General features: G+C 37.6%; 21 protein-coding genes. 13 read left to right on the plus strand and 8 right to left on the minus strand.

All coding sequences use genetic code 11. The features are described 5' to 3' along the window. Positions 1 to 350: 350 nt before the first annotated feature. From A7A69_RS14365 to A7A69_RS14380, 4 genes are all read right to left on the minus strand, one after another. The gene (locus tag A7A69_RS14365; RefSeq protein ID WP_152878255.1) at positions 351 to 656 is read right to left on the minus strand and encodes a transcriptional regulator; all 306 of its coding nucleotides are present in this window, start codon (positions 654 to 656) and stop codon (positions 351 to 353) included. 112 nt (positions 657 to 768) lie between these two features. After that, positions 769 to 1002 (minus strand): helix-turn-helix domain-containing protein, encoded by a 234-nt coding sequence (locus tag A7A69_RS14370; RefSeq protein WP_152878257.1) that lies wholly within the window; start codon positions 1000 to 1002, stop codon positions 769 to 771. Between the two features lie 176 nt (positions 1003 to 1178). Beyond that, positions 1179 to 2294, minus strand: coding sequence for a protein adenylyltransferase Fic (gene fic, locus A7A69_RS14375; RefSeq protein WP_152878259.1), 1116 nt, complete (start codon positions 2292 to 2294; stop codon positions 1179 to 1181). Between the two features lie 137 nt (positions 2295 to 2431). Further along, positions 2432 to 2677: a helix-turn-helix domain-containing protein gene (locus tag A7A69_RS14380; protein ID WP_152878261.1), complete on the minus strand. Its 246-nt coding sequence runs from the start codon at positions 2675 to 2677 to the stop codon at positions 2432 to 2434. A 273-nt stretch (positions 2678 to 2950) separates the two neighbouring features. On the opposite strand from A7A69_RS14380, the gene A7A69_RS14385 reads away from it, so the two are divergent. The 3 genes from A7A69_RS14385 (at position 2951) to A7A69_RS14395 (ending at position 6293) form a co-directional block, all read left to right on the plus strand. Further along, entirely contained in the window at positions 2951 to 4471 is a 1521-nt protein-coding gene (locus tag A7A69_RS14385) for a hypothetical protein (protein WP_152878263.1), read from the plus strand. A 496-nt stretch (positions 4472 to 4967) separates the two neighbouring features. Beyond that, positions 4968 to 5870, plus strand: coding sequence for a YagK/YfjJ domain-containing protein (locus A7A69_RS14390; RefSeq protein ID WP_152878265.1), 903 nt, complete (start codon positions 4968 to 4970; stop codon positions 5868 to 5870). 147 nt (positions 5871 to 6017) lie between these two features. Beyond that, complete coding sequence (locus tag A7A69_RS14395) at positions 6018 to 6293, plus strand: hypothetical protein (protein WP_152878267.1); 276 nt, start codon at positions 6018 to 6020, stop codon at positions 6291 to 6293. A gap of 57 nt (positions 6294 to 6350) precedes the next feature. On the opposite strand, the gene A7A69_RS14400 is transcribed toward A7A69_RS14395, so the two are convergent. The 4 genes from A7A69_RS14400 to A7A69_RS14410 all read right to left on the minus strand — a co-directional run bounded on the left by A7A69_RS14400 (position 6351) and on the right by A7A69_RS14410 (position 7763). Beyond that, positions 6351 to 6959 carry a hypothetical protein gene (locus A7A69_RS14400; RefSeq protein ID WP_152878269.1) on the minus strand — a complete coding sequence of 203 codons (609 nt, stop codon included), beginning with the start codon at positions 6957 to 6959 and terminating at the stop codon, positions 6351 to 6353. Positions 6960 to 7139: 180 nt separating this feature from the next. After that, positions 7140 to 7367 (minus strand): hypothetical protein, encoded by a 228-nt coding sequence (locus tag A7A69_RS14405; protein ID WP_130803728.1) that lies wholly within the window; start codon positions 7365 to 7367, stop codon positions 7140 to 7142. A 1-nt stretch (position 7368) separates the two neighbouring features. Next, positions 7369 to 7500, minus strand: coding sequence for a hypothetical protein (locus A7A69_RS16980; RefSeq protein WP_262382084.1), 132 nt, complete (start codon positions 7498 to 7500; stop codon positions 7369 to 7371). A 2-nt stretch (positions 7501 to 7502) separates the two neighbouring features. Next, complete coding sequence (locus A7A69_RS14410) at positions 7503 to 7763, minus strand: hypothetical protein (RefSeq protein ID WP_151831500.1); 261 nt, start codon at positions 7761 to 7763, stop codon at positions 7503 to 7505. Between the two features lie 649 nt (positions 7764 to 8412). Here A7A69_RS14410 and A7A69_RS16700 point away from each other — a divergent pair. From A7A69_RS16700 to A7A69_RS14460, 10 genes are all read left to right on the plus strand, one after another. Further along, positions 8413 to 9123 carry a hypothetical protein gene (locus tag A7A69_RS16700; RefSeq protein WP_187349236.1) on the plus strand — a complete coding sequence of 237 codons (711 nt, stop codon included), beginning with the start codon at positions 8413 to 8415 and terminating at the stop codon, positions 9121 to 9123. Positions 9124 to 9281: 158 nt separating this feature from the next. After that, complete coding sequence (locus A7A69_RS14420; RefSeq protein WP_152878271.1) at positions 9282 to 10319, plus strand: DUF932 domain-containing protein; 1038 nt, start codon at positions 9282 to 9284, stop codon at positions 10317 to 10319. Positions 10320 to 10573: 254 nt separating this feature from the next. Then, positions 10574 to 11686, plus strand: a complete 1113-nt coding sequence (locus tag A7A69_RS14425) for a lambda-exonuclease family protein (protein WP_187349242.1) — start codon at positions 10574 to 10576, stop codon at positions 11684 to 11686. A 278-nt stretch (positions 11687 to 11964) separates the two neighbouring features. Next, complete coding sequence (locus tag A7A69_RS14430) at positions 11965 to 13026, plus strand: recombination directionality factor (protein WP_152878275.1); 1062 nt, start codon at positions 11965 to 11967, stop codon at positions 13024 to 13026. Between the two features lie 95 nt (positions 13027 to 13121). Continuing rightward, positions 13122 to 13349: a helix-turn-helix transcriptional regulator gene (locus A7A69_RS14435; protein WP_152878277.1), complete on the plus strand. Its 228-nt coding sequence runs from the start codon at positions 13122 to 13124 to the stop codon at positions 13347 to 13349. Positions 13350 to 13467: 118 nt separating this feature from the next. After that, positions 13468 to 15921, plus strand: a complete 2454-nt coding sequence (locus A7A69_RS14440; protein WP_152878279.1) for a type I restriction-modification system subunit M — start codon at positions 13468 to 13470, stop codon at positions 15919 to 15921. Next, positions 15921 to 17285 (plus strand): restriction endonuclease subunit S, encoded by a 1365-nt coding sequence (locus A7A69_RS14445; RefSeq protein WP_206669017.1) that lies wholly within the window; start codon positions 15921 to 15923, stop codon positions 17283 to 17285. Before A7A69_RS14440 ends, A7A69_RS14445 begins: the two co-directional genes overlap by 1 nt. Before the next feature lie 28 nt (positions 17286 to 17313). Continuing rightward, positions 17314 to 19158 (plus strand): DUF262 domain-containing protein, encoded by a 1845-nt coding sequence (locus A7A69_RS14450; protein WP_152878281.1) that lies wholly within the window; start codon positions 17314 to 17316, stop codon positions 19156 to 19158. 23 nt (positions 19159 to 19181) lie between these two features. Next, a complete protein-coding gene (locus A7A69_RS14455; RefSeq protein WP_152878283.1) occupies positions 19182 to 22274 on the plus strand; it encodes a type I restriction endonuclease subunit R in 3093 nt (1030 codons plus the stop codon). After that, complete coding sequence (locus A7A69_RS14460) at positions 22271 to 22975, plus strand: M48 family metallopeptidase (RefSeq protein ID WP_152878285.1); 705 nt, start codon at positions 22271 to 22273, stop codon at positions 22973 to 22975. Before A7A69_RS14455 ends, A7A69_RS14460 begins: the two co-directional genes overlap by 4 nt. Positions 22976 to 23017 lie beyond the last annotated feature (42 nt).

Below are 23017 nucleotides of genomic sequence, written 5' to 3' on the forward strand. Positions count from 1 at the left end.
CCCAACTATATCTAGCTTGCAAGAGATATGGTCAGATTTAATTAGACACAAAAAAAGCCTGAATCATTTAAATTCAAGCTTTTTAGGACAACATGGAATGTTGTTAGTAGTCATCTTGGCGGGAGAGAGGGAATCAACTTTTTAATTTAATATACTGAAAATAAATATAATTTATTATGATGTTTTTTAATTTTACCCCCAGTTTTACCCCCAACTGTATGGAGGTAGGGAAACTGAATCGCAAAGGGAAAAATTTACATCGAGGCTCACCTTTGCTGTTCTTAATTATACATGAGTTTCTATTTTCACCTAAGTATCTTAAATATGAGTTGATAGACGCTAGTATAAGATCACTTTGAACTGCCTAACAGTTTAATATTTTGTAATTTAATCCCTACTTCATCATGAGCTGCCAATTTGGCGAAGTTTTCTTCCATACCAAGCACCGCCATTACTTTAATGTATGTACCAATAGCCACACTAGGATCACCAGTAAAAACTTTACTCACGGTTTTATTATCAAAACCTGTACGATCACAGATCAATTGTTTGGTCAGTCCACGGCGTTTCGCAGCAAGTAATAAATCCTCTCCAAAAGTTGTCAATGCCTTACGTTGTTTAGGGAATAATACCCTGTATAAATCTCTTCTTCCCATAAGTATCTCTGAAAACTGGGACTGTATTCCTAGATTTTGTAGTCAAATAGGAATACATTCCGTATGCGGGTAAAATTAAAAGTATTTATTCATCATCCTCAGAGAACATGCTTTAGGTCTCATCCAAGTTGGGTAGAATATGTTTCTTTTCAGTAACTTCAAATTGTAAGCCGACAGCATCCAATACATGCTCAAAAATATAAAAAGCTCCAGTAAAACGTCCATTCTCAATTTCGGAAATCGTAGTTTTATTAATCATTGTCAATTCAGATAAGTTCTGTTGTGTGTACCCCAAAGTTTTTCTTGCTGCCCGTACTTTTTTACCTATCTCTGTTTTACTTGCCATGGTCTTTCCCATTAATGAAACATTAGCTATATAGCTAATATTGATTATAAACATCTAATGTTTGCTATATGGCTAATAAAATAGAATTTATTAATTTACTATAAATAAAATCATTTATATTTAGGCATGAATATGCACTATGGTAAAAAATGCAGATAGCTTAACTTGAACTAAATCTATGGATTGCTATAAGGGGTAAATTGGTTTTCATCACTGGTTACAAGATGCAATAACTTATGATGTAAAAATAACTTTTCTTTGCCTACAGAGATTTCTTGCAGGACTCCTAACTTAACTAGTGTCTTTAGATAGGTGGATGCAGCCTGCCTTTTGGCTATGCCTTTTTCTACCAGATTGGCAATACGGCAGTAGGGTTGTTCAAAAATTACATCAACCAATTCCCTTGAGTAAACTTTTTCAGCGTGGGTTTTAATGTATTCAATGGCATGTTCTTGTAATTTTCGAATACTCTTAATCTTGGCGATTGTCCATTCACTGGTATTCTTGACTGCTTGCAACATGAATAAGATCCATTCTTGCCAGTTTTCTTGTGTGGTCACGGACAAAAGCAGTGCGTAGTATTTTGCCTTATTCATGATAATAAAACGGCTTAGGTACAAAATAGGTAGGGTGAGCAGCTTACAGTCCATCAAGTAAAGAATATTCAAAATACGTCCTGTACGACCATTACCATCAATAAATGGATGGATAGCTTCAAATTGATAATGTGAAATCGCCATTTTTACTAATGGATCTATATCTTCATGGTAGTGCAAAAATGTTTCCCAATTCGCCAGTAATCTCCGAATGACATCTTCTCCTACAGGTGGGGTATAGATGATTTCACCTGTATAGCTATTTTTAAGTGCTGTGCCTGTAGTTGTTCGGATACCCAAATCTACCCCCTTAATGGTCTGGCATACCTCAATGGCTGTGCCTGTACTTAACGGTCGTTCCCGAATTGCATTTACACCGTGATATAACGCCGCCCGATAACGTAATGCTTCTTTGGTTGCATGGTCGGCTTGATCTTCATTGCCTTGAGCATGTTGAAAAAGTTTATCTGTTGTTGTGACAATATTTTCAATTTCCGAACTGTCTTTTGCTTCAAGTAAGGGAATGATATTAATTAGAATGGTTTGGTTCGGGATGAGTTCACCTGCTTGTTTTAATTCAGCAAGTGCAGCACGAGCTTCGATACAGGCCTTTAAAACCAATTTGCTCTCCACGTCTTGAGAAGGTGGCAAAATAGGCAAACTATTATACGGTTCATTTGCTTTCCATGAGTTCATGTTTATAAAACACTAAAAAATCGACATGACATTCATGATATGTCGATAACGTAAACATGAGAAGCCCTTCATGTCGATAAAGCAGCGAAAAGTCGACATGAGGTTGAAGATATGTCGATGATACAAACATTAACTGCTTAACAATAAGAAAATGGAATGTATTTTTTATTAATTAATAAAAATAATGAATGTAAAATGATCATTAAGCCGACAGCATACAATACATGTTCAAAAATATAAAAAGCTCCAGTAAAACGTCCATTCTCAATTTCGGAAATCGTAGTTTTATTAATCATTGTCAATTCAGATAAGTTCTGTTGTGTGCACCCCAAAGTTTTTCTTGCTACCCGTACTTTTTTACCTATTCCGACTCTGCTTGACATAATTGTTGCTCAGTTTTTTATTAGCTATATAGCTAACCTTATATTGTGGTAGCTAATTTTTTGCAGCGAATTTTAATGAAAAATTGCGTTGTAATTTGTCCAGTTTCTATGTGTATTTTTATACTAAAAATCTATTCCACATCAAAAAAACAGAAGAATAAATCTAAAAAACCCCAGGAATAAGACTAAAAAACATTGGGAATTAATGACTTAAAACCCCAGAATAAGTATAGTGTTTTTAACTGTGTATGTTAGAAAATTACTGGGGAAATTATGAATAATTGCGATAATAATTCAAGTGAGCCAAGCCAAACTGAAAATGAGAATTCTGTAGGGCTGGAAGAAGATCAACAATTTAACTTTGAACAAAGCCAAAAAAATGAGGAATTAGCTAATTTAATCTTGGAAAAATTATTGTCCAATGACAGCATTGCAGAACTATTTTCTGATACCAAAATTTTAAAAAATAGATCAGAACGATCATCTAATTATAGCATCAAAGGTCCGCAAGGACGAAAAAAAACTAAAAATGAAAGGCCTAAGATTCTCTTCGATTACGTATCCGATGATAATCATTTAAAAAAATTAGATAGCCGTTTTGACTATGCAAATATTTATTTAGATGTAGTTGAAGTCACGAATAATGAGCTGTATGAAGATGCTACCAATGGAGATTTCCCTTCTAGTTCTGAATTTCCTCTTTCTGGCCTAGTTTGGGAGATAAATTTTGAGTTCTTAAATCGCATTGAAAGATTCATGGTAACTTTGGCCTTAAAACCTTTGCCTGCTTTTATTGAAGAAGAAATAAATGTTAATAGAAAACCAACATCTATTGGTAAGGAGTTCATTTATCTACTTTCTAAAAGCTATACTATTTCAAAATTTGATCATGAGTATTTAACAGGAAATGTCAAAATTTTTGTGGAATTTTTAGAAAACAATCAACTTTCTTCACAGCGTTACGCTTTCAATCTAAGAAGGGAGATAACGAATGAATCACTTCGTGATCTAAATGATTTACTCAAGAAATTATATGTTTCTTTGATGCAAGGTAGATATGACAAAGCTAATGTAGGCATTGCAAGAAACTGGTATATCGATCGTATGGGTACGCAGTTTAGAGATTTCAAAGAGTTAGAAAAGTTAATGGCTGGGATACCATTATGGGTCAAGCGTATGAAGGCTCCTCTAGTGCCACATCTTCATAAAGATATTGCTGTTTTTAGATTCCAAATTGAAATTTTTCAAGAGAATAATATTTCCCTCCGCTATAAGGAGTTTTCAGAGTTTTTTACAAGTCTAATAAAAAAGGCCAAGCTAGCGACAAAGTTGCCCGGCTTCCTTCAACACGTAAATGCTTGGAAGGAATTTGATGAAGAGGTATTACAATGTGACTTTACTATTTTTTTTGATGCCAACGAATTATCAGAATCTGATTTAGTAAACCTTTCATATTTCTATAACGTAAAGAATCGGTTAATAGACATCGCAGAGTCAATGAAGGAGTTAAAACAGGAAGGCGGGATAAAACCTTTTGTAAATTATGAAATTGTTATTCGTCAAATTCCAATCATAAGTGCTATTTCTAATGAAGAAGTTTGGTTACTAGAACGGGGGAGCTCTAGGTGGAAAGATGTAGATAATAAGCTACTTCCGTATTTTTATATGGTTGGTAGTTATGAGCGTGAATATGCTGATGATATTAAAAGCAGAGCGAGTGGTGGGCGTAAAAAGTCAGATAAAAAGCCAGATGCTGTCGATCCTAAAAAAACCGAAAGTTCTACAAAGTCATAACTTCCGCTTCCACCCAAAATCACTCAGCAGTGAGTCAATCACAGTTGGCTCACTTCAATTTGCCATGATTCAGGGCAAAACCGAAAAACCTGTCATGACTGGATCATGGGTTTTGACATGTAGCAGCTATTCTTATATTGGTAGGGCTGGTATAGGCTTAGTGGGTTATTAATATTATTAATCTATCCCGCTATTAACCACTCCACAGCAGTAAGCTCGTAAGTAATCAAATAACAATAATTCAAATACTTCATCATCAATATTTCATTTAATCATAAACACATATAGTACCTTAGCCAATCGATATGGCAGATTCTGACCTAACCATAGTGCCTACAGTGCATCGCCAGATAACATCAGTACACATACCCTGACTTGATCAAAGACCGATTACAACTCAAACCACGATAACCAGTTCATTTTCCGTTTAGCCTAAAAGTAACTTTAAACAGATTTGCCTTCTCTTATGTGAGTTGATCAACCATAGGAGAAATGCATGAATTCACAACAGAAGTACCTTAATCCTTCCAGAGTATTAATCAATATTGAACAGTTTGTCGAAAGAACCATCGCCTCAAGATACGCATGGCGTGAGTTTCATGATGAACTGATTGACTTGCTATTCGACCTACATACCATTTTTGATTTTGAACTTCAATATTCTGCCTATGTCGAAGCGATGCTGGAGCTGATTTTGCAAAATAACATAGCGTGTAAAATTGATATCGACCAGCTTAAGGCTTTAAGCTTTAAACAGGTACAGCAGGGATTTGATCGTTTTAGATCAGATAGGGAAAAAGAACTTAAAGCGTTTCATCGTTTAGAAAGCCATAACCGTGCAAGACTAAAGGACTATCTAGGTAATTTGATTGACCATTACAGCAAACTTTTATTTATTCGCGTGGACTTGGCCTATCTGAAGGACAAACAGCATAAAGTGAATGTATGGCAATTTCAGCATAATGTACGTGAGCTATTGGGTTTTATTCAAGATGGCGACAGGTGCTTTCGGGATTTAGAGGGCTATGCATGGGCATTAGAGCAGGGGGAGGAAAAAGGCTTTCATTGTCACCTATTACTGATCTATAACGGATCAACACGGCAGAAAGACTATTACTTGGCAGATCAAACTATTCAACGCTGGCAAGAGATTACCGAAGGTGATGGCTATGGTTTTAACTGTAATACCCATGAACATAAAAACCAATTTAGAAAAATGGATAGCTTAGGAATTGGCATGATCCATCGTGATAATGACAGGGAAGTGCAAAATGCCATTCAAGCTTGTAGTTATCTGGTCAACCCTGAAAAGTCGCATCAACAGTTACGGGTTAAGCCCATGAGAATGCGTAGCTTTGGCACAGGGAGTTATAAACGCAGTTATCGTCGCTATCGGTAACATCAAGGAAACGCATAAATTAAAACCAATCTGAAATATACAACATCTAGATGAGAATCATCTTCTCTTCAATGGGTTTAGCTGAATCAGTATCACTGTGTGAATGACTGAATGGTTAAGCCCTTTTATATTTCAGAGGTTTATATTATGAATATCACTTGCCCTTACTGTCATTCAGAACATATTGTCCGTGTAGTACAGCAGACCACATCGCAGGGATCACAGCAGCATCTAACTGCATCAGCATCGTTTGCTACCATGGGTGCAGCATTATCAAAAAGCCTGCCAGTATCCCCTTTAATTGGCGGTATAGCAGGAGTCGTAGTCGGTGGTTTATTCAATAGTTTATTTGATAATGCGCCGAAAACTCAGAGTAGCAATAGTTGCTTTCAATGTCAGAGCTGTGGTCAGTTGTTTTATTGAGGGTTAATTTGTTCAGGGAAAGATTCTCCCTGAACAATGACTAGCTTAAGATAAGAGTTAATTCGAATTTGAGGCTGTTTGAATTTCCTCGCCATCTTGAATATGAAGAGTATTTTCAGATTCTGGTGGTGTAGAAGTTTCAGTTTGATTACGAGGATGTGTGAAGGGTGGCATATCTTCTAAACGTTTTATTCGATCGAAATTATCTTGTTTAATTATTTCCGCAACAGAATGATCATTACTGATGACATCATTGATTGCACAGTGATCACTTTGGCATTCAAGTACAAAAATGACATGTCCACCTGAGGGGACATTTGCAAGGACATGTCCTTCAGGCGTCAGACTAAAACTATACTGATTAGAGGTATAATCAGGATAGTGGGTTTGCATGAGTAAATTATGTTCAAAACCGCAACCTGCTATGCCTGACTGAAGTTTTTTATCAAGAAGAGATTGAAAATAATCTGTCGAGAAATGGTAGAGGGTTTCATTTTCGAAGTGGTGCTTCTGATTGATGGCATACATTTTTTTGATCGTATCCAGTTTTAACTGGTCTTGGTTGACTTGTTCGGCTTCAGATGTATTCTCAGGTACTTCTTTTTTTGTGCAGCCTTGGAATGCTAAACAGCTCATCACCAGAGCCAACATGATTTTATGATTCATAAAGTATGATCCTATTAGACACCCGTTGTACTGATTCAGATGTCTCAAAAGATCAGTTCAAGAGGTCAATATGAAAATTAGAATAAATGCGATATTCGCAGTAGCTTCAGGTCAATAAACATTAGATCGATGCATGGAGATCATTGACCGAAACTACCGCTTTTTATTTTTCATCGAGATTTATGATTTAGGTTTTAAGGCGACGAAGACTAAAAACAACAATAAGAGTATGCCTCCTACAAATTTGCCAAAAGTTGGAAACATGGAAAAAGGCCATCCCAATCCCTGACCGATGTTGTAGGCAAAACCTTTATAGCTGGCCATTCCCCAGAAATGTTGGTAAATCGCATAGAAGAAGCCAATCACGAGATAGCCACCAATTAACACACCTTTTAAATTACTATTCATTTTATTTATCTCCGCCCAATGCGTACTGTGCTAAAACCACAAAAATCCATAAAACAATCATGACCCCGATGAAGGGTAATCCCAGAAAACAGATGGCTGCGATGACGCAGATGATTCCTGCTATTGCACGCATGGCTACCTCCTTGCTGCACACTGGAAGCTGGATTGCATCATGTCATGTTGAAAGTTCTCAGTTTGGGCGAGGGTGTAAAGATTGTCCTTTAAACCATCCTCACCATATTTGCTTTCCAACTTTTCATAGATACATTCACAGGTGCTGCTCTCAAGCCCACCTGTTTTACAGCCATTGACAAATTCACGTTCGGCTCGGCTTGAACATCCAGCCAAAGCTATTGTTGTAATACTGATGATGAAAAGACACGGTTTTATATTCATGATTTCCCCTGATATTTAATTATTGTTGCTTTGGTTAGTATTCAATTCACCGTATTTGTACCACTGCGTTTGCACTACAATGGGCAGACAGCAAAGATCATTCCTTCAATACAAAAGTATCAAAGCGTTGAGCAAAGACTAAAAACGGCTGAATAGAATGGGTTAGGCTAAAAAGATTGCCTAAAGCCAAGCCGATAAAGATCAGGGAATGGATGGATTTGAAAATAATGAGTCATGGCGACTACTCCTGTATGTATTAAGAAGTTCTACCAATTACTGCTAAATAATGGTGGTAGAACGAAAAGGGGTTAGCAGACTGGACATACAGAACCAGCACGCGCGAACGCGTCCCCCTCCCGTTCTACCGCAAAGGGGGACGAGAAGGTTTCGCACATGTTTCATACTCAGAAAATATGAAGCCTGATGCGCTGTATGAACGGTCTGCTAAAACCGACTGGCAGTGTAGGCCAGCAGGAGAATCATAATCTGTGCAATGAGGGGAGTCAATTTGTTGTAAAATTTATAGGATAAAACTCTACGTATTGAATAAATTGTATTTATCATCTGTTAATTTTTACTATCAGATAGACATTAATTTTCTAATAAAATAGTCTAGAAGAAACTTACTTCACTACAAGTTAATAATTTTATGGAATTTTCTCATTTTTTTAGCGTTATTACGGCTTCAGTTGCTATTGTTGGTATCTTCTTTAAGAGGGAGGAAATTCTAGCTTTAAAAAATAAGGATTACACTGCGAAGCTGGATTCGACAATAAGATTTTTTAAAGAGTTCTATGGGAATAATGATCACAGGAAGCTTGTATTGGATCGGGCGGCACAAGAAGTGGTTCGGTTGGATGTCGTGGACTATAGGCTTGTTGAGTATTTAATTATCTTGGATGAGCAATATTTGATAAATATTGATGAGATCTTGCAGCATTATCGTAATGGGCATAAATTCATTGAATATTTACCTTCATCTGAGAAATTATCAGCAAAAAGCTTTAAGTTGAAAATTAAGAAAAACCGATCACTGAAGAAGCAAATTTTTATTTACAACGCACAATATTTTATTTTTGCTTCTTTAATATGCATTCCTCTTGTATTCTCCTCTTGGTTTTATAATTTCTTAACAGCTAAGAATACACCTTTTCTTTTTGTTGTCTTTACAGCCATCTATAGTGTTTTTGGACTATTAGCAGCAGTCATGGCATTGTTTGAGGGTACAGACCTTAATCATGCAGATCAATTTATAACAAAACTGCAAAATGCAGATAAACAATATAGATTCTTGATTATTAAACAAAAGAAAGACACTCCTCGTGTGAAAATTCCATTCCTCAATTTAAAAATTAATTAAAAAAATCTCAGATATATACCATCTAGATGAATCCATTGCAGATTCAACTTCATAGTTTAATCTGCATACACAAGTTTGGCCTGCTTCCCCAGCAGGCCTTTTTTTATGCTGCACATTTCTATTGCAACAGCATTCATCTAAAACAGAGGTTTAAAACCATGGCACATCAACTTGAACAAATGGCTTATGTCGGCGATACCCCTTGGCATGGATTGGGTAACCAACTTTCACCCAATCAACCGATTGAAGTCTGGGCACAGCAGGCAGGCATGGACTGGCGGATTGAATCCTCCGATGTCAGTTATATGGCAAAGAATGACAAAGGCCAAAACATTATTCTACCGTTTGAAGAACAACGAGTCCTATATCGATCTGATACCCATGCACCTTTATCGGTAGTCAGTCAGCGCTTTCAGGAAGTCCAACCACATTCGATCTTGGAATTCTATCGTGATTTAACTGAACACTCAGGCTTTGAACTGGAAACCGCAGGGGTGCTCAAAGGTGGTAAAAAGTTCTGGGCCTTAGCACGGACAGGACAAACTTCAGCACTCAAAGGCAAAGATGTCAGTAATGGTTATATTCTATTGGCAACGGCGTGTGATGGCACCCTTGCCACCACTGCACAATTTACCTCAATCCGTGTAGTCTGTAACAACACTTTAGCCATCGCACTAAAAGCACAGCACTCTACATCGAACAATACTGGCGTGGTGAAAGTTCCACACAGTACTCGCTTTGATGCGGAGAAAGTTAAACAACAACTGGGCATTTCAGTACGGGGTTGGGATGAACACATGTACCAGATGAAACAACTCAGTCAACGTAAAGTCAGTCAGACCCAAGCCGCAGCTTATTTCGAGGCAGTATTTAACAATAGCAACCTGACTGTGATGGAACAGGAAGACAGCATTATCCAGTTCTACCAAAATGTTGCAGCGAAATCTGAGAATAAATCAGAACCGAATGGACGTGCCTTAACGAAAGTCATGCAAATGTTTAATGGGCAGGGACGGGGTGCAGAACTCAGTTCAGCCAAAGACACCGCCTATGGTTTGCTTTGCGCTGTGACGGAATATTGTGACCACGAACGCCGAGCCATGAGTCAGGATCACCGACTTGATTCAGCTTGGTTTGGTATGGGTGCTGCGATTAAACAACGTGGCTTGGAACAAGCGTTACGACTAATAGCGTAATCGCTGTTTAAGCTGATTTTAATTTATCCAGATTAATTTCAACTTCATTGTTATTCGTTAGCCTTTCTTTACTTTTATGATTCACGCTTGCGTCTGATTCACTTTTTAAAACATCCTGATTTTACCCGTTTATAGCCACCTCTCCTGAGGTGGCTTTTTTTATGCCGCAAATTTAATAAATCCGTTCCCCCTAAATTCAGCCATTTCCATATTCAACCGATTTAAATTTCAAAGGAAAATAACCGATGAACTCGATCAATCCGATTCAACAAATACAGGATGCACTCAATCATCCACCGTTACAGACTTACCAGCCTGATCTTGAAACAAACCCAAACCGAAAAACCCGACTCAGCCGTAAATCAACAGCGAAGTCTAAACGCAACAACTCCACCGCCAAACGCCTCGCCAAAACCACCCAGATGAATTACCAACAATGGCTAGAAGTCAGAAAGCAAGGCATTGGCAGTAGTGATGCAGCTACCGCCTGTGGACTGAATCCCTATATGTCGATGTTGGAACTATGGATGATTAAAACAGAACGCATGCAACAAAATATCGATGATGAAAGCTCAGGCTATGCCCCTTTATATTGGGGCAAACAACTGGAACCCTTAATCGCAGAATTCTACAGCCTGCACACCAATAGCAAAGTTCGACGGGTCAATGCCGTATTACAACACCCCGACCAAGATAAACACTTTATGCTGGCTAATCTGGATTATGCCGTGGTGGGCAATAAAGAGGTACAGGTGCTGGAGTGTAAAAGCGTCGGCGAACATGGGGCTAAACTGTGGCGTGATGGTGTACCCCTATATGTGCTGTGTCAGGTACAACACCAACTGGCAGTCACAGGTAAACAAGCCGCACATATCTGTGTACTGATTTGCGGACACCAGACCAAAATCTATAAAGTCATTCGCAACGAAAGCGTGATCAATCACCTGATCAATGCCGAACGGCATTTCTGGGAATGTGTCGAACAGGATCGACCACCCAGTGTCGATGCCAGTGAATCAGCAGCCAAAGCCCTACAACTGCTTTACCCTGAACATGTGCCTTTACAAACCGAAGACCTGACCGAAAACCCTTCTGCCAACCAGATGTTTAAACAACTGCTACAAGCCAAACAACAGATCGAGGTACAGCAACAGCAATTTGATGAACTCAAACATCAACTACAGATGCTGATGAAAGAGTCTGAACGTGCCATTTTCTTGGAAGGCTCGGTGACTTGGAAACGTGCCAAAGACTCGACCAGCTTAGATAGTAAGGCCTTACTGAAACAACACCCTGAATTGCTGCAACAGTTTCCACAAACCAAAGTGGGAACACGGCGTTTCAATATCTATGCACATGGGGATTAATAGCCTAAGTCACTCAATCATCAATATCCGTTGTTAGATCACAGCGACTAACTTCCATATTTTAATCCGACAACTACACCCAAAAAAACTGCAAAAGCCGCCCCTTACTGCCCACTCAATCAAGAGCGGGCAGGTGGAGAAGCTTTTGCGTGTCTCGATACAAATCAAGCGTTCCACGATTTCAGCAATTTATTTATTCACCATCGATTTATGCCATACGGGGAACGTCTCAAATAAAAGGCTAAACCCGTAAATAAATATATTCAGGAGTACCCAACATGATTAAAGGTTTAATGATTACACCACCGATACTGGGCCGAATCAGTATTGGTAAAGTGGTCGAGAAGAATGGTAAACGCCTGCCTGAAAAGGAGGATCAATTCACTATTACCAGTCAGATTCAAAGTAAGGATGGTTGGATCAAACATCCACTGGATGAACAACTGAGAACTAAACTTTCAACCAGCAATAACCAACAGTCCAATGCCACTAGCAATAGCAATTCCAATACCCCATCCCCAACCCCAAAACTACGCAGCATTCCAGTACGAATGATCTTTAACGATCCTGAACTGAGTCTACGCGCGGAGTACACCTTATTTGACCGTCAGACAGGACGACCACTGTGTATTGGCAATGGTGAAAGCTGTCAGCGACAAACCCCCAACGGTATTGAACAACATCCCTGTCCATCGCCCGAGCGTTGTGCATTGGCACAAGGTGGCTTATGCAAAGCCTTTGGTCGACTCTATGTCAATCTGGATGAAAGTGATGAGTTTGGCACCTTTATCTTTAGAACCACAGGCATTAATAGCATCCGAACCTTGGCCGCACGACTCAGTTACTATCAGGCGGCATCAGGAGATTTACTCTCCTGTTTACCACTGCAACTGATCTTAAGAGGCAAAAGCACCACACAAAGTTATCGTACCCCGATTTACTACGTGGATTTAACCTTAAGGGACAATATCAGTTTGCAGAAAGCCATCGTCCAAGCTCAAAAGATGGATGAACAGGCCAAGGCCGCAGGCTTTTATCAGGAGGCATTAGACCATGTAGCACGGGTTGGCTTTGCACAAGGATTTGCAGGCTTTGATATGGATTTAGGAAATATGCAGGGTGAGGACAACTTTGATGTGATTGATGAGTTTTATTCGGAGGAGGCTGTGGAGGGTAGCAGTGTGAATACGGATGTGGGAAATAGCAGTACGCCTGATAAAGCTGAAGCCCAAAATCAGCCCAATTTGATCAAGCCCCGGCAAAGGCAACGTCAAAATAACTTAAATCAGGTGCAGGAGATTCAGAATGGGTTGCAGCAGAGTGTGAGGGTGGTGGGTTAGACGAGGCTGGATAAATTCGGACTCAGTAAGATTTTATCAGATTACCCAATCATTTGAGCGAAATGCGCTCGCATCATTGATAGGAGAAAAACATCATGAATGCGTTCACAGGTCAAACCTTTCAAATGAATCAAATCATCAATCTCAAGGAAGTAATAGCATTCACCAGCATAAGTCGAGCCAAGATTTATGAAATGATCAATGAAACTTCAAAGTACTACGATCCATCTTTCCCTAAGCCTATTCGATTGAGTGAAAGCCGTATTGGTTGGTCAGCGTGGGAAATCCATCAATGGATTGAGGCTAAGATGCAGAGTCGATAGTAAGGGGGAGCTGTTGCTCCCTTATTTTTTTGTTTTACTGGGTGAAAAATGATCAGATATTTTGCTCTGGTTTAGATATGATTCTTTGCAATATTAAATTTTATATATTTGATTAGGCATGGCGATTAAAAAAACAGAACTATATTCTTCTCTTTGGGCAAGTTGTGATGAATTACGTGGAGGTATGGATGCAAGTCAATATAAAGACTATGTGCTTACCATGCTGTTTTTAAAGTATATTTCAGATCGATTTAGTAATGATGACTTTGCTGTTATTGAAATTCCTGAAGATGCAACTTTTGAAAAAATTAGTGCGTTGAAAGAAAGCAAAGAAATAGGTGATAAACTCAATATCATTATTCGTAAAATTGCCGAAGCCAATAATCTGCGTGGTGTGATTGATGTAGCTGACTTCAACGATGAAGACAAGCTAGGCAAAGGCAAAGATATGATCGACCGAGTGACCAAGTTAATCGGTATTTTTGAAGGGTTAAACTTATCAGATAACCGTGCTGATGGGGATGACTTACTCGGTGATGCTTATGAGTATTTAATGCGTCACTTTGCCACGGAGTCAGGTAAGTCGAAAGGACAGTTCTATACACCAGCCGAAGTTTCTCGTGTAGTGGCTAAAGTTGTAGGTATTAAAAAAGACACACAAAAAAATGCGACAGTTTATGATCCTACCTGTGGTTCGGGTTCATTGTTATTAAAAGCCTCTGATGAAGCTGAAAGAGGCTTAACCATCTATGGTCAAGAGATGGATAATGCGACGTCTGCATTGGCACGTATGAACATGATTCTACATGGTGATGTTGGTGAGGGTGCAAAAATTACTCAAGGAAACACACTGTCTTCACCTGAATATAAAGATGAAGCTGGTCAGCTTATGACTTTCGATTTTGCTGTTGCTAACCCTCCATTTTCAAGTAAAAACTGGACCAACGGTTTAACACCAAACAGTGATGAATTTGATCGCTTTGTATGGGGTGTACCACCAGAGAAAAATGGTGACTTTGCCTTTTTACTACACATTTTAAAAAGTTTAAAAAGCACGGGTAAAGCGGCTGTGATTCTGCCACATGGTGTTTTATTCCGTGGTAATGCGGAAGCACGTATTCGTGAAAACCTCATTAAGCAGGGTTACATTAAAGGCATTATTGGCCTACCTGCTAACTTGTTCTATGGTACAGGTATTCCAGCTTCAATTATTGTGATTGATAAAGCTACGGCTAAGCCAATTCAGTTTAATGAAGATGATAAAGTGATTGATGGTCAAAGCATCTTTATAATTGATGCAAGTAAAGGCTTTATCAAAGACGGCAACAAGAACCGCTTGCGTCATCAAGATATTCACAAAATTGTTGATGTATTTAATAAAGAGTTAGAACTAGACGGCTACAGTCGTAAAGTCGATATTCATGCCATTGTTGCCAATGAATATAACTTAAATATCCCTCGTTATATCGATTCGAGCGAAGCTGAAGACCTACATGATTTAAGTGCACATCTAAAAGGCGGTATTCCAGAGCGTGATATTGATGCACTACAAAATTATTGGGAAGTTTTGCCGAATGTTCGTGCCAGCTTATTTGAAAAAGACCGTGACGGTTATGGTCGTTGTTTAGTCGCTGCTAATGAAGTGAAGAAAACCATTTTAGAGCATGCTGAATTTAAAAAATTTGCTGTTGAAAGTTTAATGCCATTTAAGCAGTGGTTTCAGCGTAGTGACTTTAAGGCAATTGAACAAGATCAAAAGCCAAAAGACATCATGCTTCGTGTCAGTGAAGACTTACTGCAAAGTTATGCAGATTTGAGGCTGTTGTCTAAATATGATATTTACCAAATCTTTATGGAATATTGGGATGAAGTATTACAGGACGATGTTTCTGTCATTACTCAAGATGGCTGGGCAGCTGCAAAGCTGATTCGTAATTTGACTGTTGAAAAGGACAATAAATTAAAAGAAGTGCCCGATTTAGTGATTGGGAAAATTAAATATAAAGCTGAAGTGATTCCGCCACATTTAATTGTGGCGAAGTATTTTGCCTCTGAACAAGCGACTTTAGATGCCAAGCAGGCAGAGCTAGATATAGCAACGCAAGAGTTGGAAAGCTTTATTGAAGAGCATACAGCCGATGAAGGCTTATTGCTTGAAGCGTTAAATGATAAAGACAAAGTGACTTTGGCAACGGTTAAAGCTCGTTTAAAGCTTGCGGTTGATGCTGAAGAAAAGCAACTGTTGAAAAATGCTCAAAAGTTGTTTGAAGCAGAAACGGCTTTAAAGAAAAAAGTCAAAGAGTTGCAAGACGCATTGGATCTAAAAGTTTTTACCAAGTACCCGACTTTAACTGAAGATGAAGTAAAAGATTTAGTGGTAATAGACAAATGGTTTGCTACTTTAAATAGCAGTATTGAAGCTGAGATTGAGCGTGTCACTCAACAATTGGCAAACCGTGTAAAAGAGTTAAATGAACGTTATGCAGAACCATTACCGCAAATAACCCAAAATGTTGAAGCTCTGAGTTTAAGAGTGGCGGAGCATTTAAAAGCAATGGGTTTGGAGTGGTAATGATGATTCAAAGCAATTTAACTTTTACTGAAAATCAGAAGATTTCTGAAGGCTATAAAAAAACTGAAGTCGGTGTAATTCCTAATGATTGGGAAGTTTTATCTATAAATGATTTTGCTATCAAAGTTGGTAGTGGTAAAACGCCAAAAGGAGGAGCACAGATATATAAAAAAAGTGGTTATCCTTTTGTAAGAAGTCAAAATATAGGTTGGGGCATTTTAGATTTATCAGATGTAGTATATATATCCAAAGAAGTTCATGAGAATTTTCATGGTAATGATTTAAAAAATGATGACGTACTATTAAATATAACAGGAGCCTCAATCGGACGGTGTGCTAAAGCGGATTACCGAATAAGTGGAGGCAATGTTAATCAACATGTTTGTATAATTAGAAGTAATCCAGATACAGCTAATTCAGATCTTTTAGTTGAAATAATTAATTCTAAAATTGTTCAAACTCAAATTAATAGTTATCAAGCTGGGGGAAACAGAGAGGGATTAAATTTCTCACAAGTAAGACAATTACAGATCCCAATGTCTAAAAAGGCTGAAGAGCAACTTAAAATTGCTTTGGTATTAAATGATGTAAATGCTTTAATCTCTGAACTTGAAAAGCTTATTGAGAAAAAACAAGCCATTAAAACCGCAACCATGCAACAGCTTTTAACAGGTAAAACACGGTTGCCTGAATTTACTTTGCGTGAAGATGGTACGCCTAAAGCTTATAAAGACAGTGAGTTAGGGCAGATTCCTGAGGATTGGATGGCTTTAAGTATTGGCTCGGATACATCATTAAAAGCTAGAATTGGCTGGCAAGCTCTAACGACCGCTGAATATTTGAAAGAAGGTAATTATTACTTAGTTACAGGAACTGATTTTAATGGTGGGCTAGTTAATTGGAATAGTTGCTGTTATGTTTCTGAATGGAGATATAAACAGGATAAAAATATTCAATTACAAGAACATGACGTTTTAGTAACAAAAGATGGAACTATTGGAAAAGTTGGTTTTATTGAAAGTCTTCCGTTGCCTGCTACACTTAACAGTGGTGTCTTTGTAGTTCGCCCAAAATTAACAAAGTGCTTGCCAAGGTTTCTCTTTTATATATTAACTTCTAGTTATTTTGATGATTTTGTGAAGTTAATTACGGCAGGTTCAACAATTGTTCATCTCTATCAAAAAGATTTTGTGAATTTTAAATTTTATGTACCTCATAACATTGAAGAGCAATCTGCTATTGCAAATATACTGGCTGATTTAGATGCTGAATTAGCTAAATTAAATTTGAAACTCGATAAATTTAAAAATATCAAACAAGGCATGATGCAAGAGCTTTTAACAGGTAAAACTCGTGTAGTTTAAGTATGGCTAAAGATATTTGGGGGTAAATATGAAAATTGATGCACAAGTAAAATCTATTGAAAAATTAAAGGACTATTTTTTTCTCGTACCTGACTATCAACGTGAATACGTATGGAAAGCAGATGATCAGGTCGAGCAGTTTTTAACAGATATTGATAATGAATACGATGAAAATGCTGAACAACAAGAAAGCTATTTTATTGGTTCAATTATCATTGTTAAAAACAAAAATAAGTATGATGTAATTGATGGTCAGCAACGCCTGACTACGATTACACTTACATTGTGCGCAATTCGAGATTTACTCTCAAATCAAGATTTGACCGAACTGCAAAAGAACCACTTAAGTACCGTGAATAACTTGCTATATAGCTTTGATTTAGATACGGAAAAGCATCTACTCCGCCTCGAATTGCAATATGAAGAAAGCAAAAATTTTCTAGATATGCTGATTTTGAAAGAGAAATATGACGGCGAAAACACTGCCTCTATTCAGAAAATGCGTGCAGCATATAATCAAATTTATAATTATCTTGAAAATATTCTGCAAAAAGGTGTACCTGCCTTAACCAAATTTGCACGCTATTTCATGAGTAAAATTGATTTGGTATTGATTGAATCTGAAGATATTGGTAGTGCACTCAAAATTTTTGAAACCATTAACCAACGTGGTTCAAGCCTAAATGCGATGGACTTGGTTAAAAATCTATTGTTTAGACAAGCCAACGAAAGTCAGTTTAGTACCATTAAGGAAAAATGGAAAAATATTAATGAGGCTTTACTACGCTGTGGAGAACATGAAAATCCACTACGTTTCTTACGTTACTTTATGATGGCGCGTTATCACAACGGTATTTTGCGGGAAGATGATATTTATAATTGGATTATCACAAAATCAGGTAAAGCCACTTTGAAGTATGAGACTCATCCAATAGAGTTGGTTAAAGAAATTGAGTTTATGGCACAGCGCTATGCGGATTTAGTCATTGCAACGCAAAGATTGAGCGATGGAAGTGACTATCCACATGTGACTCATATTGGTTTCATTAATAAATATAAAGCTCGACAACATTTGATTATGCTTTTGGCATTGTCTAAACAGGCGAATAAAGCAGCAATTGATTATCTTGCTCAGCAAATTGAAAGTTTCTACTTTGTCACGAATACAGTAGGCATTTTAGGTAAAAGTAATGAACATTCATTTGCCAACTGGGTGGTGTCATTCCGTGGTAAAACAACAATAGAAGAAATTCAACAGGCCGTAGAAAAAACTATTGTACCGTATGTGCTAGATCGCTTAGAAACCCTGAAATTCAAATTCTTAAATATTCGTCATGATGGGTATAACCCACAATACCGTCAGCGTTTTATTTTGGGGTTATTAGAAAATCAGGTACGTACTCAAGCAGGACTATCCGAGTTTAACTTTAAACAAATCGGGCAATTAGAAATAGAGCACATTTTCCCACAAACACCAAAAGATGATGTGTTGCCAGAAGAATTTTTGGATAAAGCGGAATACAACAATACTATCTATAAGTTAGGCAATGTGACTTTACTTGAAAGTGTAATTAATCAAGCTATTAATAAGATGAATGACTTAACAACAAATTGGTTTGAGCAGAAGCAAGAAGAGTATGCAAAATCTAATTTGCTAACTGTTAATTTGTTAGATCACGAATTTAATATTGGTAAACAAACAGCAATAACCCGTTTTAAAGATAGTAAAAACTATATTTTTGAGAACTGGACTAAACAAGCAATTATTGATCGTCAAAAAATTATGTTGGATCTTGCTTTAGATGTGTGGAGATTTAATGATCAGAGATTAGATCAATATAAATTTTCAGTCAATGATATAGCGGATGCTTAACTATACAGCATTAGGAGCAGGGAATGAGTAAAGTTGGGCAATTAGAAAGAATCACGCAAAACCGTGTCGTTCAGCTGTTCAAAAATGATTTGGGTTATCGTTACCTTGGGGATCTACATGAAGAAAATAATAAAAATATCCGTGAGCAAGATTTAAAGGCGTGGCTGAAACAGCGTGGTGTCAGTGATGTTCTTATTCAAAAAGCCTTTCGTCAATTAGATACCGCATCAGCTTTGGGTGAAGGACGAAAACTTTACTATGCCAATAAAGATGTATATCAGTTATTGCGCTATGGCGTAAAAGACAAAGAAGGGGCAGGCGAGCAAAACCAAACGGTATGGCTCATTGATTGGGAAAACCCTGAAGATAATGATTTTGCCATTGCTGAAGAAGTATCTGTAAAGGGAGAAAATAAGAAGCGTCCTGATGTTGTACTTTATGTCAACGGTATTGCCTTAGGTGTGATCGAAATTAAACGTTCTACAGTTGGCTTAACTGAAGGGATTCGACAAAATCTCGATAATCAAAAGAAAGATTTTATTCGTGATTTCTTTACCACTATGCAATTGGTTATGGCTGGTAATGATTCACAGGGTCTACGTTATGGAACAATTGAAACTCCAGAAAAACACTATCTAGAATGGAAAGAAGAGCTAGAAAATCCTTATACAAATAAGTTGGATTTTCATTTAAGCTTGATGTGCAATAAAAAAAGATTTTTACAGCTAATTCATGATCTTATTGTTTTTGATGCAGGTGTTAAAAAGACTTGTCGTCATAATCAGTTCTTTGGTATTGAAGCCGCAAAAGAACGAATTGCTCAACAAGAAGGCGGCATTATTTGGCATACCCAAGGTTCAGGTAAAAGCCTAACCATGGTGTGGTTAGCCAAGTGGATTCGTGAAAATGTGACAAATAGCCGTGTGCTTATTGTGACAGATAGGACTGAACTCGATGAACAAATTGAGAAAGTCTTTAGTGGAGTTGAGGAAAAGATTTATCGTACTAAAAGTGGTGCAGATCTAATTCATACGCTGAATACTGTTAATCCATCCTTGATTTGTTCATTGGTACATAAATTTGGTCGTCATGCAGAAGATGAAGAAGACGATGAAGAGTCATCGGCTGATTTTATCTCTGAAATGAAAAGAGCATTGCCTCATAACTTTAAAGCGAAAGGCGATCTTTTTGTTTTTGTTGATGAATGTCATCGAACGCAGTCTGGTAAGCTTCATGAAGCAATGAAGCAGATACTACCTGAAGCCTTATTTATTGGCTTTACAGGTACACCATTGATGAAAAAGGATAAGAAAAAATCCATTGAGATATTTGGATCATATATTCATACCTATAAATTTAATGAAGCGGTCGAAGATGGTGTTGTACTCGATATACGCTATGAAGCAAGAGATATTGATCAGCGTGTAAAATCCCCTAAAAAAGTAGATGAATGGTTTGAAGCAAAAACACGGAAGCTTTCTGACTTAGGTAAAACCTTACTAAAGCAAAAGTGGGGCACCATGCAAAAGGTGCTTTCAAGCCGTTCAAGACAAGAACAAATTGTTGCCGATATTTTAATGGATATGGACACACGCCCACGCCTGATGAATGGACGAGGCAATGCGATGCTTGTTTGTTCGAGTGTCTACCAAGCATGTACTGCTTATAAGCTATTTAATGAAACTGATTTAAAAGGCAAAGTCGCGATTATTACAAGTTATCAGCCGTCTGCCGCAAGTATTAAAGGTGAGGAATCAGGTGCTGGTTTAACTGAAAAACTTGCGAAATATGATATTTATCGACAAATGCTGGCAGACTATTTTGAAAAACCAACAGATCAAGTCGGTGGTTTGGTTGAGGAGTTTGAAATACAAGTCAAAAAGAAATTTGTTGATGAACCTGGGCAAATGCGTTTATTGATCGTAGTCGATAAACTACTGACGGGTTTCGATGCACCTTCAGCGACTTATTTGTACATTGATAAAACAATGGCTGATCATAACTTATTCCAAGCGATTTGTCGGGTTAATCGATTAGATTCTGATGATAAAGAATATGGTTATATTATTGATTATAAAGATCTCTTTAAATCTATTGATAAGACCATTAAAGACTATACCTCAGAAGCTTTAGATGGTTATGACAAAGAAGATGTAGATGGACTTTTAAAAGATCGTATTAAAGCAGCACGTTTAGATTTAGATACGGCTTTAGAGGGGGTAAAAGCACTCTGTGAACCTGTGCCTGCACCAAGATTAAGCCAAGACTTTCAGCATTATTTTTGTGGAGAATCAGGTTTAAATTCTGATGAAATTAAAGAAAAAGAAGCTTTGCGTTTAAGCTTTTATAAGGCTATTAATAAACTTTTACGTAGTTATGCCAATCTTGCTAGTGAGATGGTTGAAGCAGGTTATACAGATTCTGAGATAGATTCGATAGAGCAAGATGTTAAGTTTTTTGAAAATCTGAGTAAGGAAATTAAAGCTTATAGTGGTGATGCTATAGACATGAAAGTGTATGAGCCAGCGATGCGTCAACTACTGGATATGTATATTGAAGCTGAAAGCAGTGAAGAAGTCGTCAAATTTGAAGAGTTAGGTTTAATTGATTTAATTTTACGAGAAGATATCGATTTTAAAGGTATCCCCGAAAATATTCGTAGAAATCCTGAATCGATGGCGGAAGCAATTGAAAACAACGTGAGGAAAAAAATTGTAGAGGAAAATCCAGTAAACCCTGCGTATTATGATCAGATGTCGGTATTGCTTGATGAACTTATTGAAATGAGACGTCAAAAAGCAATTGAGTATAAAGAGTATTTAGAAAAGATTCGTGAAGTCGCTCAAAAAGTGACTCAGCCTATGAGTAGAAGTAATTATCCAAAAGAAATTAATACTGTTGGTAAACAAGCGCTATATGACAATTTTGGCAAAGATCTAGAACTCACCTTAAAAATTGATCAAACAATTCAGTCTAATAAGTTGGCGGCATGGGTTGGTGATCATGCAAAAGAAAAGATTTTGCTTAGAGAACTTAGTCAAGCCTTGGGAAACCGAGACAGGGATATTTTAATAGCGTACATAGAGTTGGCTAAACAACATCAGGAATACCATTGAGCGAAACGCTAAAAATAGGTTCTATTGATATAGAAATTCATCGTAAGGATGTGAAAAATTTAAATATCACCGTACATCCTCCATTGGGCGATGTACGTGTTTCTGTACCTTTAAGCATGTCTGAAACTTCGATGCGAATGGCAATCATTGGACGCTTAACATGGATAAAGAAACAACAGGCTGATTTTAAAGAGCAAAGAAGGCAATCTAAACGTGAAATGATAAGCGGTGAAAGCCATTATTTATGGGGGAAGCATTACCGCTTGAATGTGATAGAGCGCAACGGAAAGCATGTCATTAAAAAACATGGAAAATGGCTAGATCTTTATGTAAGCCCTAATGCCACAGAGGATAATCGTCGTAAAGTTATTGAAGCATTTTATCGTATCGAGTTAAAGGCAGCACTTGATGATTTGTTGGTTGAATGGCAAAAACGGCTACACGTTAAATTGAATGCTTACGGTATCCGCAAAATGAAAACGAAGTGGGGGAGTTGTAATACTGATGCTGCTAGAACCTTGTTTAATCTTGAATTAGCAAAGAAACCTTACGAGTGCTTAGAATATATTGTGGTACATGAGTTGGTCCACTTATTGGTTCGTACCCATAATGATGAGTTTAAAGCTTTAATGGATGTGTATGTGCCAGATTGGAAACAACGTAAAGCATTGTTAAAGAATCAACCTCTTACAGAAGTGTAGTATTGCTAGAATTTTGTAAGCATCCGCTGAACCCTACTTGAA

This window comes from Acinetobacter guerrae (assembly GCF_009372255.1).
In the GTDB taxonomy this organism is placed as follows: Bacteria; Pseudomonadota; Gammaproteobacteria; order Pseudomonadales; family Moraxellaceae; genus Acinetobacter; species Acinetobacter guerrae.

Excerpts from the sequence above, each read along its gene's own strand:
- A7A69_RS14365 (WP_152878255.1), bottom strand. The coding sequence starts at position 656 with ATGGGAAGAAGAGATTTATACAGGGTATTATTCCCTAAACAACGTAAG.
- A7A69_RS14370 (WP_152878257.1), bottom strand. The coding sequence starts at position 1,002 with ATGGCAAGTAAAACAGAGATAGGTAAAAAAGTACGGGCAGCAAGAAAA.
- fic (WP_152878259.1), bottom strand. The coding sequence starts at position 2,294 with ATGAACTCATGGAAAGCAAATGAACCGTATAATAGTTTGCCTATTTTG.
- A7A69_RS14380 (WP_152878261.1), bottom strand. The coding sequence starts at position 2,677 with ATGTCAAGCAGAGTCGGAATAGGTAAAAAAGTACGGGTAGCAAGAAAA.
- A7A69_RS14385 (WP_152878263.1), top strand. The coding sequence starts at position 2,951 with ATGAATAATTGCGATAATAATTCAAGTGAGCCAAGCCAAACTGAAAAT.
- A7A69_RS14390 (WP_152878265.1), top strand. The coding sequence starts at position 4,968 with ATGAATTCACAACAGAAGTACCTTAATCCTTCCAGAGTATTAATCAAT.
- A7A69_RS14395 (WP_152878267.1), top strand. The coding sequence starts at position 6,018 with ATGAATATCACTTGCCCTTACTGTCATTCAGAACATATTGTCCGTGTA.
- A7A69_RS14400 (WP_152878269.1), bottom strand. The coding sequence starts at position 6,959 with ATGAATCATAAAATCATGTTGGCTCTGGTGATGAGCTGTTTAGCATTC.
- A7A69_RS14405 (WP_130803728.1), bottom strand. The coding sequence starts at position 7,367 with ATGAATAGTAATTTAAAAGGTGTGTTAATTGGTGGCTATCTCGTGATT.
- A7A69_RS16980 (WP_262382084.1), bottom strand. The coding sequence starts at position 7,500 with ATGCGTGCAATAGCAGGAATCATCTGCGTCATCGCAGCCATCTGTTTT.
- A7A69_RS14410 (WP_151831500.1), bottom strand. The coding sequence starts at position 7,763 with ATGAATATAAAACCGTGTCTTTTCATCATCAGTATTACAACAATAGCT.
- A7A69_RS16700 (WP_187349236.1), top strand. The coding sequence starts at position 8,413 with ATGGAATTTTCTCATTTTTTTAGCGTTATTACGGCTTCAGTTGCTATT.
- A7A69_RS14420 (WP_152878271.1), top strand. The coding sequence starts at position 9,282 with ATGGCACATCAACTTGAACAAATGGCTTATGTCGGCGATACCCCTTGG.
- A7A69_RS14430 (WP_152878275.1), top strand. The coding sequence starts at position 11,965 with ATGATTAAAGGTTTAATGATTACACCACCGATACTGGGCCGAATCAGT.
- A7A69_RS14435 (WP_152878277.1), top strand. The coding sequence starts at position 13,122 with ATGAATGCGTTCACAGGTCAAACCTTTCAAATGAATCAAATCATCAAT.
- A7A69_RS14440 (WP_152878279.1), top strand. The coding sequence starts at position 13,468 with ATGGCGATTAAAAAAACAGAACTATATTCTTCTCTTTGGGCAAGTTGT.
- A7A69_RS14445 (WP_206669017.1), top strand. The coding sequence starts at position 15,921 with ATGATGATTCAAAGCAATTTAACTTTTACTGAAAATCAGAAGATTTCT.
- A7A69_RS14450 (WP_152878281.1), top strand. The coding sequence starts at position 17,314 with ATGAAAATTGATGCACAAGTAAAATCTATTGAAAAATTAAAGGACTAT.
- A7A69_RS14455 (WP_152878283.1), top strand. The coding sequence starts at position 19,182 with ATGAGTAAAGTTGGGCAATTAGAAAGAATCACGCAAAACCGTGTCGTT.